Source organism: Streptomyces lanatus (genome assembly GCF_014655715.1).
Classification (GTDB): domain Bacteria; phylum Actinomycetota; class Actinomycetes; order Streptomycetales; family Streptomycetaceae; genus Streptomyces; species Streptomyces lanatus.
This window is the reverse complement of the sequence record NZ_BNBM01000014.1, coordinates 249,577-264,862: the sequence shown is the minus strand read 5'-3', so window position 1 is coordinate 264,862 and position 15,286 is coordinate 249,577. Positions and strand designations below refer to the sequence as shown.

The window sequence follows — 15,286 nt, the reverse complement described above, 5'->3', positions numbered from 1 at the left end:
AAGGCCGGTCCGATTCTGTCGGGAGATAGTCCGGAAGTACCAGATCACCCGGAGAAGTCACCCTATTGAGTGAGGTGACCACAACGTGCCGAGCTAGCCCCTCAGGACCGCACCCGTACGCTCACCCGCGAGGGCCACCGCAGCGTCCCTGGCCGCCGACGCCTCATCCACGGTCAGCGTCCGGTCACCCGCGCGGAAGCGCAACGCATACGCCAGCGACTTCTTGCCGTCCCCGAGCTGCTCGTCGTTGACGTACACGTCGAACAGCCGGATGCCCTCAAGGAGTTCACCCGCGCCCTCGCGCAGCGCCGCCTCGACCTCCGCGGCCGGCACCGGCTTGTCGACGACGAGCGCGACATCCTGCGTGGCGACAGGGAACGTGGAGATGCTGGGCGCCTGCGGCGCGCCGTCCCCGACCCGCTCCAGGGCGTCGAGGTCCAGCTCCATCGCGCAGGTACGCGACGGCAGCCCCAGGGCCTTCAGCACGCGCGGGTGCAGCTCACCGGCATGCCCCACCACGGACTCCGCACCGTCCACGACGACAACCAGCTCGGCGCACCGCCCCGGGTGCCAAGGCCCGTACTGCCCGGACCGCACGACCAGCTCGGCCCCGGCCTCACCGGCCACGACCCGGGCCGCCTCGATGGCGTCGGCCCAGTCCGCCGGACGACCGGTGCCCCACCAGCCGGCCTGCTCGCGCGCACCGGCGAGGACGACGGCCACATGGCGCGGCTGCTCGGGCAGCACGGCGTCGAGCGCGGCGAGTTCCTCGTCGGTCGGACGGCGGTCGACCGGCAGATGACCGGCGGCACCCCGCTCCTCGCGCGGCTGGAAGACCAGGCCGGTCTCGAAGAGGGCCAGATCGTGCGAGCCCCGCCCGTCGTTGCGCCGCAGCGCACCGAGCAGCCCCGGCAGCAGCGAGGTGCGCAGCGCGGGCTCCTCGTCGTTGAGCGGGTTGACCAGCTTGACGACACGGCGGGCCGGGTCGTCGGCGGCCAGGCCGAGCTGGTCGAAGACCTGCTCGCTGACGAAGGGGTAGTTCGGCGCCTCGACGTAACCGGCCCCGGCCAGTGCGCGGCCGACCCGGCGGTGCAGGCGCTGACGGTGGGTCAGGCCACGGCCGGACGGCGGCTTGGGCAGCGTGGAGGGCAGGTTCTCGTAGCCCTCCAGGCGGATCACCTCTTCGGCCAGGTCGTTCGGCTCCAGCAGGTCGGGCCGCCAGGACGGCACGGTGACGATCAGCTCGTCCTGCCCGTACACGTCGCAGCCGATCTGCTGGAGTCGCCGTACCACGGTCTCGCGGCCGTACTCGACACCGGCGACCTTGTCCGGGTGGTCCGCGGCGGTGGTGATGGTGTGCGGGGCCGACGGCGTGACGACCTCGGTGACACCGCCTTCCGCGGTGCCGCCCGCGAGCAGCACCAGCAGGTCGACCGTGCGCTGGGCCGCAGCCGCTGCCGCCGCCGGGTCCACGCCGCGCTCGAAGCGACGGGACGCCTCCGACGACAGCTTGTGGCGGCGGGCCGTGCGCGCGATGGCGACCTGGTCGAAGTGGGCGGCCTCGATGACGACCTCGGTGGACGCGTTCTCGACGTCCTCGTGGTCGGCGATCTCGGTGTTGGCGCCGCCCATGACACCGGCGAGGCCGATGGGGCCACGCTCGTCGGTGATCACCAGGTCCTCGGAGTGCAGCTTGCGCTCGACGCCGTCGAGGGTGACGAGCTTCTCGCCCTCCCCGGCCCGGCGCACGCCGATGGTGCCCTGGACGAGCCCCCGGTCGTAGGCGTGCAGCGGCTGGCCCAGCTCCATCATCACGTAGTTGGTGACGTCGACGGCGAGCGAGATCGGGCGCATGCCGACCTTCTGCAAGCGCCGCTGGAGCCAGATCGGGGAGCGGGCCTCGGGGCTGAGGCCGGTCACCGTGCGGGCGGTGAAGCGGTCGCAGCCCATCGGGTCCGAGACCTGCACCGGGTAGCCGAAGGCGTTCGGTCCCGGCACGTCGAGGAGCGCCGGGTCGCGCAGCGGGAGGCCGTAGGCGATGGCGGTCTCGCGGGCAACGCCGCGGATGGACAGACAGTCGCCGCGGTTGGCGGTGACGGCGATGTCCAGGACCTCGTCGACCAGCTCCAGGAGCTCGATGGCGTCCTTGCCGACCTCGGTCTCCGGGGGCAGCACGATGATGCCGTGCGTGCCGTCGTCGCCCATGCCCAGCTCGCCGCTGGAGCAGATCATGCCGTGGGAGGTGCGGCCGTAGGTCTTGCGGGCGCTGATCGCGAAGCCGCCGGGCAGCACGGCGCCGGGGAGGACGATCACGACCTTGTCGCCGACGGCGAAGTTACGGGCGCCGCAGATGAGTTCCTGCGGCTCGCCGGTGCCGTTGGCCTGGCCGACGTCGACGGTGCAGAAGCGGATCGGCTTCTTGAACTCCGTCAGCTCCTCGATGGTCAGCACCTGGCCGACGACGAGGGGGCCCTTGAGGCCGTCGCCGAGCTGCTCGACGGTCTCGACCTCCAGACCGGCGGAAATGAGCTTGGCCTGGACGTCGCGCCCGGTCTCCGTCGCCGGCAGGTCGACGTACTCCCGCAGCCAAGAAAGCGGGACCCGCATCAGATCTCCATCCCGAACGGCCGGGTGAACCGGACGTCACCCTCGACCATGTCTCGCATGTCTTCGACGTTGTGGCGGAACATCAGCATCCGCTCGATGCCGAACCCGAAGGCGAAGCCGCTGTACTTCTCCGGGTCGACACCGCAGGCGGTGAGGACGCGCGGGTTGACCATGCCGCAGCCGCCGAGCTCGATCCAGCCCTCGGAGGAGCAGGTACGGCAGGGCCGGTCGGGGTTGCCCACGGACTCGCCCTTGCAGACGTAGCAGAGCATGTCCATCTCGGCGCTGGGCTCGGTGAAGGGGAAGAAGTTCGGCCGCAGCCGGGTCTTCATGCCCTCGCCGAAGAGGGACTGGACCATGTGGTCCAGGGTGCCCTTGAGGTCCGACATGGTCAGGCCCTCGTCCACGGCGAGCAGCTCGACCTGGTGGAAGACCGGGGTGTGGGTGGCGTCCAGCTCGTCCGTGCGGTACACGCGGCCGGGGCAGATCACGTAGACCGGCAGTTCACGGCTGAGCAGCGAGCGGATCTGCACCGGCGAGGTGTGGGTGCGCAGCACGACACCGGACTCGGTGCCGCCGTCCGGGCCCTGCACGAAGAAGGTGTCCGCCTCGCCGCGTGCCGGGTGGTCCGGGCCGATGTTCAGGGCGTCGAAGTTGAACCACTCCGCCTCGACCTGGGGGCCCTCGGCGACCTCGTAGCCCATGGCCACGAAGATGTCCTCGATGCGCTCCGACAGGGTGGTGAGCGGGTGGCGGGCGCCGGCCGGTACGCGGTCGTACGGCAGCGTGACGTCCACCGCCTCTTCGACGAGCACGCGCTGGTCGCGCTCGGCCTCCAGCTCGGTCTGGCGGGCGCCGAGCGCCTTGTTCACCGCTCCCCGGGCCTGGCCGACGCGCTTGCCGGCCTCGGCCTTGGCGTGCGGGGGCAGGGCGCCGATCTCGCGGTTGGCGAGGGACAGCGGGGAGGTGCCGCCGGTGTGGGCGACCTTGGCCTCTTGGAGCGCGTCGAGGGAGTCCGCGGCGGCGAAGGCGGCGAGCGCCTCGTCCCGCATGCGCTCGATCTCTTCCGGTTTCAAGGCCTCGACCTCTACAGGGTCGTACGACTTATTCGGTGCCGACATCTCTTCCCGTGCTTCCGATTGGCTGGCGGATGGTCCCCGTACCGACTCGTGGACAGTTCGTCACGGTTTTTGGGACACAAAGGTGCCAAAGGCCGAGTCTAACGGGGTTGAGGTAGGCGAATGCGCCCGTGGTGCCTCAGGCCATGAAGGCCGGGGCCGCCACGGGCAACGTAAATCGGAACTGCGCGCCGCCGCCGGGGGCGCGGCCGACCTCGATGGCGCCGCCGTGCGCCTCGACGATGCCCTTGACGATGTAGAGCCCGAGGCCCGTGCCGCCGCGCTTGCTGCCCCGCCAGAAGCGGGTGAAGACGCGGTTCATGGACTCCTCCGGGATGCCGGGCCCCTCGTCGCTCACCGTGATCGACGTGCCGACGTCCTCCCCTTCGCGCGGGGACGTCGTGGCCGTGATGTCAATGGTGACCGTTCCGTCGCCGTGCCGCACGGCATTTTCGATGAGGTTGCTGAGCACCTGGTCGATCTTGTCGGGGTCGGCCCACAGGGCGGGCAGCGGCTGCTCGACGCGCAGCAGGAACCGGTCGGCGGGCTGGCCGGCGGCGACGTACGCCTGGATGTGCCGTCCGACAGCGGCACCGATGTCGACGGGCTGCCGTCGCACCTCGAGCCGCCCGCTGTCGATCCGCGAGATGTCGAGCAGCTCGGCGATGAGCCGGGTGACGCGGTCGGCGTCGGCGTCGACGGTCTCCAGCATCAGCCGCTTCTGGTCGTCGGTGAAGCGTTCCCACTTGGCCAGCAGCGTGGCGGTGAAGCCCTTGACTGAGGTGAGCGGCGAGCGCAGCTCGTGGGCCACGGTCGCGATCAGCTCGGCGTGGCTGCGCTCGGTGCGGCGGCGGGCCTCGGTGTCGCGCAGGGAGACGACGACGCGGTGGACGGGCCCGGTCGGCACCGTACGGACGTAGCGCGCCGAGACCAGTACCTCGTGTCCGCCGGGGAGCAGGAGGTTGCGCTCGGGCTGGCTGCGCCTGATGGCGAGCCCTCCGTAGGGGTCGGTCAGCTGCCACCAGCGCCGTCCGTCCAGATCCTCTAACGGCAGGGCCTTCTCCAGCCGCTGCCCGAGGGCGTCGGCGGCACGGACGGCGGTGATGCGCTCGGCGGCGGCGTTGAAGCAGACGACGTGCCCGTGCTCATCGGCGATGACGAGGCCGTCGGGAAGATCGTCGGGATCGAACCCGAGCTCGGCCCAGGACGTGGAGGGCCGCCGCACCTCCCGTGCCCCCGGCGCGCTGCTCGTGCCGACACTCATCCCCGTACCCCACCTCTCCCAACGGCTGAGGGGCCCCCGAGCTGGTCACCCTACTAGCTCTCGGTGACGCTGCGGCACCCTCCGGAGGCGCGCTGTGCACGGGCCGACGCATAGAGACATACGGCGGCGGCGGTGGCGAGGTTCAGGCTCTCGGCCTTCCCGTGGATCGGGACGCGCACGACGGCGTCGGCCAGCGCGCGGGTCTCCTCCGGGAGCCCCCACGCCTCGTTGCCGAACACCCAGGCGGTGGGCCCGCCCATGGTGCCCTTGTCGAGCTCGTCGTCGAGATCGTCGGTCCCGGCACCGTCGGCGGCGAGAATCCGCACCCCGGCGTCCTGGAGTCCGGCGACGGCCCGCTCGACGGTCACGCCGACGGCGACGGGAAGGTGGAACAGGGAGCCGACGGAGGCCCGTACGGCCTTGGGGTTGTAGAGGTCGACGGAGGCGTCGGTGAGGACGACTGCCTCGGCACCGGCGGCGTCGGCACACCGCAGCACGGTCCCGGCGTTCCCCGGGTCACGCACATGCGCGAGCACCGCGACCAGCTTGGGCCGGGCGGCGAGGATCTCCTCGAAGGGGGTGTCGATGAACCGGCAGATCCCGACGAGCCCCTGGGGCGTGACGGTGGTGGAGATGTCGGCGATGACCTCCTCGGAGGCGAGGTGTACTCGGGCGCCGGCGGAGCGGGCCTCACCGATGATGTCGGCGTACCGCTCCGCGGCGTCCAGCGTGGCGAACAGCTCCACCAGGGTGCCCGGGTGCCCGGCCGCCTCCCGCACCGCCTGCGGCCCCTCTGCCAGGAACAGCCGCTCCTTGCCCCGGAAGTTCCGCTTGGCGAGCCGCCGGGCGGCGGAGACGCGAGGGGAACGGGGGGAGATCAGCTCGGGGCTGACGGGGGGCATGGGCTTCACCTTGGAGTTCCGGGATTCACGAACAACAGGACCCGCAGACCTCCTCGGCCTGCGGGTCCCTTCAGTCACGTCGGCTCAGCGCCGTCGTTGCGTCACGCCGCCTTGGGGGCGTTGACGTCGCTCGGCAGCGCCTTCTGCGCGACCTCGACCAGCGCCGCGAAGGCGCCCGCGTCGTTGACGGCCAGCTCGGCGAGGATCTTGCGGTCGACCTCGACGTTGGCGGCCTTCAGGCCCTGGATGAAGCGGTTGTACGTGATGCCGTTGGCGCGGGCAGCGGCGTTGATGCGCTGGATCCACAGCTGACGGAAGTCACCCTTGCGCTTCTTGCGGTCGTTGTAGTTGTAGACCAGCGAATGGGTGACCTGCTCCTTGGCCTTGCGGTACAGGCGCGAACGCTGACCGCGGTAGCCGGAGGCCTGCTCGAGGATCGCCCGGCGCTTCTTGTGGGCGTTCACTGCCCGCTTGACGCGTGCCACTTTTTAACTCCTTGTAGCGGGGCCGTGGTTGGACTCACACGGCCCGGATTCGATTGGGTCCCGGTCCAGACGTTCGGCGCTCAGCCTGAGCGCCGCGTACGTCACTTGCCGAGAAGCTTCTTGATCTTCTTGGCGTCGCCCGGGGCCATCTCGGCGTTGCCGGTGAGGCGACGCGTCAGACGGGACGACTTGTGCTCGAGCAGGTGGCGCTTGCCGGCGCGCTCACGGAGCACCTTGCCGGAGCCGGTGACCTTGAAGCGCTTGCTGGCACCGCTGTGCGACTTGTTCTTCGGCATAGCGCCGTTCTCTCCTCGTAGGTGGCGCTCCGGTGCCCGGTCGTGAAACCGGGCACGGTGGAGCGTCGCTCGTATGTCGTTTACGTCCTGGGGACCGGTGGTCCCCCGGGATCACGCCTCGGCGGAAGCCTCGGCAGGTGCCTCGGTCTCCACGGCGTCCTCGGACTCCGGGGCGTCCTCGGCGGACTCCGCAGCATTCTGCGACTTGCCGGGGTTGGCCTTCGCATCGGCCTTGCGGGCTTCCTGCGCCTGGCGGGCCTCGGCCATCGCCTCGGTCTTCTTCTTGTGCGGACCGAGAACCATGATCATGTTTCGGCCGTCCTGCTTCGGGTTCGACTCCACGAACCCGAGGTCCTCGACGTCCGTCGCGAGACGCTGCAGCAGTCGGTAGCCCAGCTCGGGCCGGGACTGCTCGCGACCACGGAACATGATCGTGATCTTGACCTTGTCGCCCTGCTTGAGGAACCGAACGACGTGACCCTTCTTGGTGTCATAGTCGTGCGGGTCGATCTTCGGCCGGAGCTTCATCTCCTTGATGACCGTGTGCGCCTGGTTCTTGCGCGCCTCACGGGCCTTCATGGCCGACTCGTACTTGAACTTCCCGTAGTCCATGAGCTTGCACACGGGCGGACGGGCGTTCGCCGCGACCTCGACCAGGTCCAGGTCGTACTCCTGCGCAAGCTCCAGTGCCTTGGCCAGCGGGACAATGCCCACCTGCTCGCCACTGGGACCGACAAGTCGCACCTCGGGAACGCGAATCCGGTCGTTGATGCGGGGCTCGGCGCTGATGGATCCTCCTCGGTTAGCACCACACGGCGGTCTGGCGGACAGCCGCGTTATGTCTCTTTTCGATAGACCTAACCGCGCCGAAGCACAAAAAATGCCCCGGACGATCACAGGCGGGGCTCCAAGCACTACCGGAGCACCGCCGCGATGATCGCGGGGCGCGCTCTCGGGCGACTCCATCGTCCGTACGGAACGATGGTGGCCGCCTGACCGGGGTGACCCGCCGTCCCGGGGGACGGTCAGGTGGGAGATCGGAGCCTCCACTTGTGGGCTGAGCACATACATGTCCAGCCGGTCGTCACACAAGGTTAGCAGTAAGCCGGGGGTGGTGCGAACCGGCATGCACCGGGCCCTATCGTGAGGGACATGAGTGACACCCCTCCTGAGTCCCCCGGTTCCCCCCACTTCGACGAGATGACCCGCGACATCGCCGAGGTCCCCGCCGTCGAGGTGATCGTGACGGTCGCCGTCAACCTGATGAGCGCGGCCGCCGTGAAGCTCGGTCTGACCGAGGAGGGCGACAAGTACAAGGACCTGGACGAGGCCCGCAAGCTGGTGCACGCCCTCGCCGGTCTGCTGGACGCGAGCGCGACCGAGATCAGCTCCTTCCACGCGGCCCCGCTGCGCGACGGCCTGAAGTCGCTCCAGCTGGCCTTCCGCGAGGCGTCGGTCGTCCCGGACGAGCCGGGCCAGGGACCGGGCGAGAAGTACACCGGCCCGATCTACGGCTGATTCGTCACCCGCGTACGTACAGGGGCTCGCCCGGAGGCGTCGTCCCGGCCGGCAGCACTGCCAGGTCGAGACCGCGCACCAGGCGGGCCCTCAGCGTCTCATCGGCGGCGAGCCGCTCGGCGACGGCACGGGCGGCCTCGGCGGGTGCGGCGGAGGTGTCCAGTACGAGGGCGAGGGTGCCATCGGCCTGTCCGGGCCCGAGGTGGGCGCTGAGCACGGCCGGCTCAGCGGCCACCGCTGCACGCACCGCCTCCCGGACCGCCGGATCGGCCAGCGGATCGGTCGTCGTACGCCCCTCGGCCAGCGCCAGCAGCGCCCGCCCCGTCAGCTGGTACGGCACCGGACCGGCCATGTCCAGCAGGACGGTGTCCGCCTTCTCGTGCGCCGCGGCCTGCAGCGCCTGGTGCAGCGGTACGGCGACGGGGCGGGCCGCCGGGTCCCAGCGGGCGAGGGCGTCGGTGGAGGTGAAGGCGGGCAGCGCGGTGCGGTTGCCTGCCTTCAGGGTGGGGACGGCCATGTCGCTGGTCTTCTCGTGGCGCAGCCCGTTCTCGTCCTCCTCGACCTCGCCGAGCACGGCCACGACGGGGACCAGCAGCCGGGCGTCCTTGAGTGCCTGGAGGACCGGGCCCTCGGCGGAGCGGTCCTCGGCCCAGGCCGCGAGCGCCGCGGTCAGCCGGGGGTCGGCGGTGCCGTCGTCGTCGGAGAAGGGGGAGTCGGGAATGTTCTTGTTCGCCACGGTCACCGACCCTATCGGGGGGATGCTGCTGCGCCTGTGCGGCCCCGGAAACCCGGTCTTCACACGTTCAGCGCTTTCTCAGGAATCCCTGACACAGATCTAACCCGCGTCTAACGAACGGCACAGTCGGCGGCCCGAGCATCCGGACATGGAGTCTCCCAGAGCCACCCGCCGCACCTCCTTGTACGCCGCTCTCGCCGCCGCGGTCGTCGTGCTGGGCGGGACGGCGGCGGGATCCGTGTATGTGGAGGCGCGGGCGCACTCCGCTCCGGGGGCCGTATCGTCGGCCTCCGAGTCGCCGTCGGCTTCGGCGAGCGGGGAGGCATCGGTGGAAACGGTGGCGCAGCCGGTGGTGGACCACGACGAGCTGCTGGCCAAGGCCATGGCCGGAGTGACCGTCGAAGACGGCGCCGCGGTGTCGGTGGCGGTGCTGGACCTGGAGTCGGGTGAGAGTGCCACGTACGGGGACGGCGCGTTCGACACGGCGAGCATCGTGAAGGTCGACATCCTGGCCGCGCTGCTGCTGCGGGCGCAGGACGAGGGGCGGCAGCTCACGGCGACGGAGAAGTCGTACGCGACCGCGATGATCGAGAACAGCGACAACGCCTCCGCGTCGGCGCTGTGGCGGACGATCGGCGGGGCGGAGGGGCTGGACGCCGCGAACGAGCGGTTCGGGCTCACCGGGACCGAGGGCGGCAACGGGATGCTGTGGGGGCTGACGCAGACCACGGCCGCCGATCAACTCCGGCTGCTGCGGCAGGTGTTCGGGGCGGACTCGGAGCTGAGTGAGGCTTCGCGGGGGTATCTGCGCGGGCTGATGGGGCGGATCGCCGAGGGGCAGCGGTGGGGGGTGTCGGCGGCCGGGGACGGCGAGGGGTGGGCGCTGAAGAACGGCTGGTTGCCGCGTACGGCGACGGGATTGTGGGACATCAACAGCATCGGGCGGGTGACGGTCGACGGGAGGGACCTGCTGCTGGCCGTACTGTCGGACGGCAACTCCACCCAGGCCAAGGGGATTTCGCTGGTGGAGACCGCAGCCGTGGCGGCGGTGTCGGTGTTCGGCGAGGAGGACGCCACCGCTGACGCTTCGGTGTCCGTCACGGCGTCGTCGTAGCCGCGAGCCGCCCGCTAGAAGCCGAAGCGGCCTCGGCGGCCCCGCCACACCACGACCGCCGACACCAGCAGCAGGACGCCGGCGCCGCCCGCGAGCCAGGCGGTCCAGCCCGACGAGTCGCCCTGCGCCGCGGCGGCGTCGGGGCCCGAGCCGAAGTACTCCTCGCCGTATGCCGCCGCCTTCAGGTCCGTCGGCTTCATGCCGGAGGCCTTCTTGATGGCCGCGGCCGGGTCGATGAAGCCGTAGCCGCGGGAGTCGTCGCGGCCGTCGGCGGGGGCGTTGCGGGCCGTGTCCTCCAGGAGCTTCTTGATCTGGGCCGGGGTCAGGCCCGGGTGGGCGGCCTTGACCAGGGCCACCGCGCCGGAGACGAAGGCGGCGGCGGCGCTGGTGCCCCAGCCCTCGTAGTACTTGTGGTCGGGGTCGGCGATGACGACCTTGTCGCCGGGGGCGGCGACCGTGGCGTACCAGCGGCGGGTGGAGAAGGAGGCGCGGGTGCCGTAGCGGTCGACGGCGGTCGCGGCGATGACACCCGGGTAGGCGGCCGGGTAGGAGATGTGGTCGCCCTTCTCGCCGCCGTTGCCCGCCGAGGCGACGACGACGGATCCCTTCTTCAGGGCGTACTGCACGGCCTCGTCCTCGCCGGCCTCGGGGTGCGCGGACTTGGAGTCGTCGCCGAGGGAGAGGTTGATGACGTCGGCGCCGTGGTCGGCGGCCCAGCGGATGCCTTCGGCGAGGGCGTTGCCGCGGGTGCTGCGGGCCTTGGCGCGGGCGGGGTCGCCGTCCTCCAGGATGACGCGGACGGGGAGGATCTTCGCCTCGGGGGCGATGCCCATGACGCCGTCGCCGCGTCCCACGCCGTGTCCGTGACCGGCGATTATCCCGGCCATCGCGGTGCCGTGCCGGGCCCAGGCGCGGTCGCCGCGCTCGGCTCCGAAGCCGACCATGTCCTTGCCTTCGAGGACGTTGCCCGCGAGGTCGGGGTGGTCGGACTCGACGCCGGTGTCGAGGACGGCGACGGTGACGCCCTTGCCCTTGGTGGTCTGCCACGCCTCCTGGGTGTGCATGGCCTCCAGGGCCCACTGCTGGGCACGGATGGAGTCGGCGTGCGCGGTGGTGGGTGGCAGGAGGGCGAGACAGGCACCGAGGAGGACGGCGAGGGGGGCGGTGCGGCGGGGCAGAGAGGTCTTCATGACGACTGCTCCCTGGACGGGCCGACGTTCTTGCGCAGGGCGCGTTCGATGCGGTCGGCGAGGCCCTGTGCCTCATGGCCGAGGCCGGACTGGGCGACGGCCGTGGTGGCGCCGGGGTCCATGGCCTCCTCGGCGGGCTGGGGGTCGTCGACCGTACGGTGGTCGGCCCAGCCGGAGACGGCGAAGACGACGACCGGGGCGTCGGTGAGCACGGAGATGGTCCAGGAGGCGCGCTGCTCGTCGCCGAACGCGGCCGCCTGGGTGCCCTTGGCCGCGTACGGACGCGGCATGAGGTCCGTACGGCGGTCGAGGCCCTCCTTGCCGAACCGGGCGTCGAGCGAGCGCATAGCGGTGGCGTCGGCCTTGGTGAAGAGCAGGCCGACGGTGGTGACGTGGCTCTGGGTGGCGTCGATGTAGGTGGCGCGCAGGACTCGCTCGCAGCCGACGGGGGCGAGGGCCTTGCGCAGGAGCGGGTCGAAGGCGCCCGCGCAGCCGCTGTCGGGTGCGACGGCGATCCGTGTCCAGGTGCGGTCGGCCCCGCCGGGACCGGCGCCCCTCCCGCTCACGGTGGGCGGGAAAAGCTGGTCGACGGGAACGCTGTGCCACAGGGTGCCGGCTGCCGCGAAGGTGTCCTGCGCACTGTCGCCACCGGGCTCGCCGACCAGCCAACTCCCGGTCACGGCACCGCCGATCAGCCCGATCCCGAGCACGACACAGGCGGCGGCCACGGCGATCCGGGGCCGCAACCGCATCCCGAGGGGACGCGGCCGCGCCTGCTCGTCGTACCCCTCGGGCTCCCCGAACGACACGACGGGCCGCCCGGACCCCGGCGCCACCGGGGCGCTCCAGGAGAGGGACGGGTCCGGCGAGAACGCGGGGTCGGACGCTCCATGCCCGTTTCCGGCCGAGGGCGCCGGCATGGGACGCATCGGGGGGAGAGGCGCGGAGCGGACGTGGTGGGTGGGGTCGCCGGGGGCGGCGGTAGCGGGTTGGGCGGGCGCGGCGTCGCGGATCGGGCGGAGGCGGAACGTCGTCTCCGCGGCCGTCTCGGCGGGGGCGCCGGTGCGGCGGGGTGCCGAGGGGCGGTCGGCAGGACGCGCCGGTGTGGCGGCGGGTGCGGTCCGGCCGGTGGGCTCGGGGCGTGGCTGCCCCGTGGGCTCGGGGCGTCGCGTGCCGTTGGTTTCAGGGTCCGGTCGGCCTCCCGTGCCCTGCGGGCCCGGGGCGATGTCCGTACGGCCTGCCATGGGTGGTGTGTCCGGGAAGCGGGCCGAGGCTCGGGGTGGGGGTGGGGAGTCGGGGCCGCCGGTTGCGGGAGACGGGATGCGCACGCTCGGTTGGGGTTCGGTGTCGGAGGGGGGTGGGGGCGTCGTCGAGGGGCGGGCGGTCGGCGGGACGCCCGCCGTGGTGCCGTGTCCGTTCGACGACGGGTCGGTGGAGGCCGGGCGCATGCCGACACCGCCTGGCACCGAACCCTCCGTTCGCCCGCTCTCACCCGTCGTCTCGTCGCGTCCGTCGCCGGTGTGCGGCGGCTCCGCGGGTCTGGGTGGTGTCGTGGGGCGGGGCGGGACGGTGGGCGGAGGGGGCGTGGTGGGGCGTGGGGGGATGGGGGCGCGCCGCGCTTCCGTGCTCATGCACCCCCCGTTTCCTTGTCCCCGGGCCCGTCCTCGTACGCGGGCCGCCGTCCCGTCCTCCGTCTGCGCCCCGCCCGGCGCGGACTCCTCCGATCAGGCACGCATACCCGCACCGAGGGAGCGTCATCCCGGCGCGCGCGTGCGACCGGGGACGTCCTCCCATGCGTGCGCGTCACTCTACGGGTTGAACCTGCGGGAACGGGAACCAGTCCAGGACCTCGCACACATCTGCCCGGAACGTCCCCCTACCCTGCGGTAATCCCGTCTGGCAGGCTGCGTTCATGACTGCGCGCGCCGCTGACCGGGCCCGTTACGACCGGGCCACCGCCCATCTCGAAGCCCCTCTCGCGATCGTGGATCTGAACGCCTTCGACGCCAACGCGGACGATCTCGTCCGGCGGGCCGGAGGGAAGCCGATCCGGGTCGCCAGCAAGTCCGTACGCTGCCGGGCCCTGCTGGAGCGGGTCCTCGCGAGGGACGGCTTCGCGGGCATCATGTCCTTCACGCTCGCCGAGTCGCTGTGGCTGGCGCGCTCCGGGTTCGAAGATGTGCTGCTCGCCTATCCGTCGGCCGACCGCGCCGGGTTCGCGGAGCTGACCGGTGACCCCAAGCTCGCCTCCGCCGTCACCGTGATGATCGACGACCCGGCGCAGCTGCGGCTGATCGACGGGGCGCGGGGCGGTGGCCGGGAAGTGGTCCGGGTCTGCCTGGAGTTGGACACCTCGCTGAAGCTGCTCGGGGGACGGGTACGGGTCGGCGCCCGGCGTTCGCCACTGCACTCCCCCGCCCAGGTCGCCGACCTGGCACGGACCGTCGCCCGGCGGCCGGGGTTCCGGCTCGTCGGGATCATGGCGTACGAGGGGCATATCGCCGGGGTCGGTGACTCGGTGGCGGGACGCCCCCTGCGGTCGCGTGCCGTACGGCTGATGCAGGCCACCGCCCGCCGGGAGCTCGCCGAGCGGCGGGCCGAGGTGGTGCGGGCGGTGCGGGCCGTGGTGCCGGAGCTGGAGTTCGTCAACGGCGGCGGGACCGGCAGTGTGCAGTTCACGGCCGCCGAGGACGCGGTGACCGAGATCGGGGCCGGGTCGGGGCTGTATGTACCGCGACTGTTCGACAACTACACGTCCTTCAGCGGGCGTCCGGCGGCCCTGTTCGCCCAGCCGGTGGTGCGCCGCCCGGGCGTCGGGGCGGTGACCGTCCTCGGCGGCGGCTATCCGGCGTCGGGCGCGCCGGGGCCCGACCGGCTGCCGGTGCCGTATCTGCCGGAGGGGTTGCGGTACGACCCGCAGGAGGGGCCCGGCGAGGTGCAGACGCCGCTGTTGGGCTCCCCCGCCGACGATCTGCTGATCGGCGACAAGGTGTGGTTCCGGCACGCGAAGGCCGGTGAGCTGTGCGAGCGGTTCGAGGCGCTGCATCTCGTCGAGGGCGACGCGGTGACGGCGACGGTGCCGACGTATCGCGGCGAGGGCCATACGTTCCTGTAGCCGGAGCGGCTCAGCGGGTGGACCGGATGCCCTGGGTGAAGCGGTCCATGTCGGCCAGCGGCGGCCCGTCCTCGCCGGCGTCGAAGACATAGCGGACGACGACCGGCGACTCGGTGCCGCCGCCGGCCGGGAAGACGAGCGACTGGACGTAGCCGCCCGGTCCCTCGGCCGTCGTGACCTGCCAGCGCACGAAGTATCCGGCGCGGCCCGCCACCGAGACCGGGCCGGATCCGAGGACCTTGTGGGAGTCGATGCCACCGAAGGGGCGCCGGCCGACGAGGTCGCGGTCGTAGGCGTCGCCCGCCGCGTCCTGGATGTCCGACTTGGCGATGGCCTCGGGGGTCGTCCCGTCGTCCTCGGTGGCCGTGTGCGAGAGGACCTTGCCGTGCCGGCAGGAGCCGAAGTCGGCGGGGCATTCGTAGGTGCCGTCGGTGGTCATGAGGATGTCGGCCTCGGTGAAGGTCTGCGGCCTGACCCAGCCGTCGAGCAGCGGCAGGGTGATGCCGTTGAGCTGGTCGGTCACGACGGCGTCGTCGTCGACGGAGGGCTCGGGCGTCGTCTCCGAAGGGGTGGGGGTGTCGGAGGCCGACTCGCGGTCCACCGGCTCCGTGGCGGCGAGCGTGGGCGCGGTGTCCGGCTCCTCGCCCCCGTCGTCGTTGCCGAGGACGATCACGCCGGTGACGATCGCCGTGAGCAGGACGGCCCCCGCGGCGATCAGGGCGACAACCTTGGTCGCCCGCCCGGAACCACCGCCCGCGGACGGTGGCCCGGGCGTCAACTGCACGGTCGCCGGGGACCCGTGGGCCTGAGGACCGGGCGCGGGCGGAGCCGTGTCCTCGGGTGCACGCCGGTGCTCGGTCCAGGCCGTGCCGTCCCACCAGCGTTCCAGGTGCGGGCCGGACGGGTCGCGGTACCAGCCGGGCGAGGGCGTCATGCTCATT

The 15,286-nt window shown here is 71.9% G+C and carries 13 protein-coding genes and 1 pseudogene; 3 read left to right on the top strand and 11 right to left on the bottom strand.

Features of this window, described 5'->3' with window-relative positions:
* Window positions 1-93: 93 nt before the first annotated feature.
* The 7 genes and pseudogenes from pheT to infC all read right to left on the bottom strand — a co-directional run bounded on the left by pheT (window position 94) and on the right by infC (window position 7,486).
* Complete coding sequence (pheT, locus tag IE325_RS31835; RefSeq protein ID WP_190073573.1) at window positions 94-2,607, bottom strand: phenylalanine--tRNA ligase subunit beta; 2,514 nt, start codon at window positions 2,605-2,607, stop codon at window positions 94-96.
* Window positions 2,607-3,728, bottom strand: coding sequence for a phenylalanine--tRNA ligase subunit alpha (gene pheS, locus IE325_RS31830; RefSeq protein WP_190073572.1), 1,122 nt, complete (start codon window positions 3,726-3,728; stop codon window positions 2,607-2,609). Before pheS ends, pheT begins: the two co-directional genes overlap by 1 nt.
* 136 nt (window positions 3,729-3,864) lie before the next feature.
* Window positions 3,865-4,989: a sensor histidine kinase gene (locus IE325_RS31825; protein ID WP_190073571.1), complete on the bottom strand. Its 1,125-nt coding sequence runs from the start codon at window positions 4,987-4,989 to the stop codon at window positions 3,865-3,867.
* Window positions 4,990-5,042: 53 nt separating this feature from the next.
* Complete coding sequence (locus tag IE325_RS31820) at window positions 5,043-5,891, bottom strand: TrmH family RNA methyltransferase (protein ID WP_190073570.1); 849 nt, start codon at window positions 5,889-5,891, stop codon at window positions 5,043-5,045.
* A gap of 101 nt (window positions 5,892-5,992) precedes the next feature.
* Window positions 5,993-6,376 carry a 50S ribosomal protein L20 gene (gene rplT / locus IE325_RS31815; RefSeq protein WP_004002577.1) on the bottom strand — a complete coding sequence of 128 codons (384 nt, stop codon included), beginning with the start codon at window positions 6,374-6,376 and terminating at the stop codon, window positions 5,993-5,995.
* A gap of 101 nt (window positions 6,377-6,477) precedes the next feature.
* Window positions 6,478-6,672 (bottom strand): 50S ribosomal protein L35, encoded by a 195-nt coding sequence (gene rpmI / locus IE325_RS31810; protein WP_007829094.1) that lies wholly within the window; start codon window positions 6,670-6,672, stop codon window positions 6,478-6,480.
* A 111-nt stretch (window positions 6,673-6,783) separates the two neighbouring features.
* A pseudogene (gene infC / locus IE325_RS31805) lies at window positions 6,784-7,486 on the bottom strand (translation initiation factor IF-3).
* A 338-nt stretch (window positions 7,487-7,824) separates the two neighbouring features.
* On the opposite strand from infC, the gene IE325_RS31800 reads away from it, so the two are divergent.
* On the top strand, window positions 7,825-8,190 hold the full coding sequence (locus IE325_RS31800; protein ID WP_190073569.1) for a DUF1844 domain-containing protein: 366 nt from the start codon (window positions 7,825-7,827) through the stop codon (window positions 8,188-8,190).
* Between the two features lie 4 nt (window positions 8,191-8,194).
* Here the strand turns inward: IE325_RS31800 and IE325_RS31795 are convergent, their stop codons facing one another.
* Window positions 8,195-8,926, bottom strand: a complete 732-nt coding sequence (locus IE325_RS31795; protein ID WP_190073568.1) for an SseB family protein — start codon at window positions 8,924-8,926, stop codon at window positions 8,195-8,197.
* A 148-nt stretch (window positions 8,927-9,074) separates the two neighbouring features.
* Between IE325_RS31795 and IE325_RS31790 the strand changes: the two genes are divergently transcribed.
* The gene (locus IE325_RS31790; protein WP_190073567.1) at window positions 9,075-10,040 is read left to right on the top strand and encodes a serine hydrolase; all 966 of its coding nucleotides are present in this window, start codon (window positions 9,075-9,077) and stop codon (window positions 10,038-10,040) included.
* 14 nt (window positions 10,041-10,054) lie between these two features.
* On the opposite strand, the gene mycP is transcribed toward IE325_RS31790, so the two are convergent.
* Window positions 10,055-11,230 carry a type VII secretion-associated serine protease mycosin gene (gene mycP, locus IE325_RS31785; protein WP_190073566.1) on the bottom strand — a complete coding sequence of 392 codons (1,176 nt, stop codon included), beginning with the start codon at window positions 11,228-11,230 and terminating at the stop codon, window positions 10,055-10,057.
* Window positions 11,227-12,861 (bottom strand): hypothetical protein, encoded by a 1,635-nt coding sequence (locus IE325_RS46300; protein WP_229912137.1) that lies wholly within the window; start codon window positions 12,859-12,861, stop codon window positions 11,227-11,229. Before IE325_RS46300 ends, mycP begins: the two co-directional genes overlap by 4 nt.
* Before the next feature lie 281 nt (window positions 12,862-13,142).
* On the opposite strand from IE325_RS46300, the gene IE325_RS31775 reads away from it, so the two are divergent.
* Complete coding sequence (locus IE325_RS31775) at window positions 13,143-14,345, top strand: amino acid deaminase/aldolase (RefSeq protein WP_190073565.1); 1,203 nt, start codon at window positions 13,143-13,145, stop codon at window positions 14,343-14,345.
* A 10-nt stretch (window positions 14,346-14,355) separates the two neighbouring features.
* On the opposite strand, the gene IE325_RS31770 is transcribed toward IE325_RS31775, so the two are convergent.
* Window positions 14,356-15,279, bottom strand: coding sequence for a DUF2510 domain-containing protein (locus IE325_RS31770; RefSeq protein WP_190073602.1), 924 nt, complete (start codon window positions 15,277-15,279; stop codon window positions 14,356-14,358).
* Window positions 15,280-15,286 lie beyond the last annotated feature (7 nt).

Coding starts and splice junctions, on each gene's coding strand:
- pheT (WP_190073573.1), bottom strand. CDS start 2,607: ATGCGGGTCCCGCTTTCTTGGCTGCGGGAGTACGTCGACCTGCCGGCG.
- pheS (WP_190073572.1), bottom strand. CDS start 3,728: ATGTCGGCACCGAATAAGTCGTACGACCCTGTAGAGGTCGAGGCCTTG.
- IE325_RS31825 (WP_190073571.1), bottom strand. CDS start 4,989: ATGAGTGTCGGCACGAGCAGCGCGCCGGGGGCACGGGAGGTGCGGCGG.
- IE325_RS31820 (WP_190073570.1), bottom strand. CDS start 5,891: ATGCCCCCCGTCAGCCCCGAGCTGATCTCCCCCCGTTCCCCTCGCGTC.
- rpmI (WP_007829094.1), bottom strand. CDS start 6,672: ATGCCGAAGAACAAGTCGCACAGCGGTGCCAGCAAGCGCTTCAAGGTC.
- IE325_RS31800 (WP_190073569.1), top strand. CDS start 7,825: ATGAGTGACACCCCTCCTGAGTCCCCCGGTTCCCCCCACTTCGACGAG.
- IE325_RS31790 (WP_190073567.1), top strand. CDS start 9,075: ATGGAGTCTCCCAGAGCCACCCGCCGCACCTCCTTGTACGCCGCTCTC.
- mycP (WP_190073566.1), bottom strand. CDS start 11,230: ATGAAGACCTCTCTGCCCCGCCGCACCGCCCCCCTCGCCGTCCTCCTC.
- IE325_RS46300 (WP_229912137.1), bottom strand. CDS start 12,861: ATGAGCACGGAAGCGCGGCGCGCCCCCATCCCCCCACGCCCCACCACG.
- IE325_RS31775 (WP_190073565.1), top strand. CDS start 13,143: ATGACTGCGCGCGCCGCTGACCGGGCCCGTTACGACCGGGCCACCGCC.
- IE325_RS31770 (WP_190073602.1), bottom strand. CDS start 15,279: ATGACGCCCTCGCCCGGCTGGTACCGCGACCCGTCCGGCCCGCACCTG.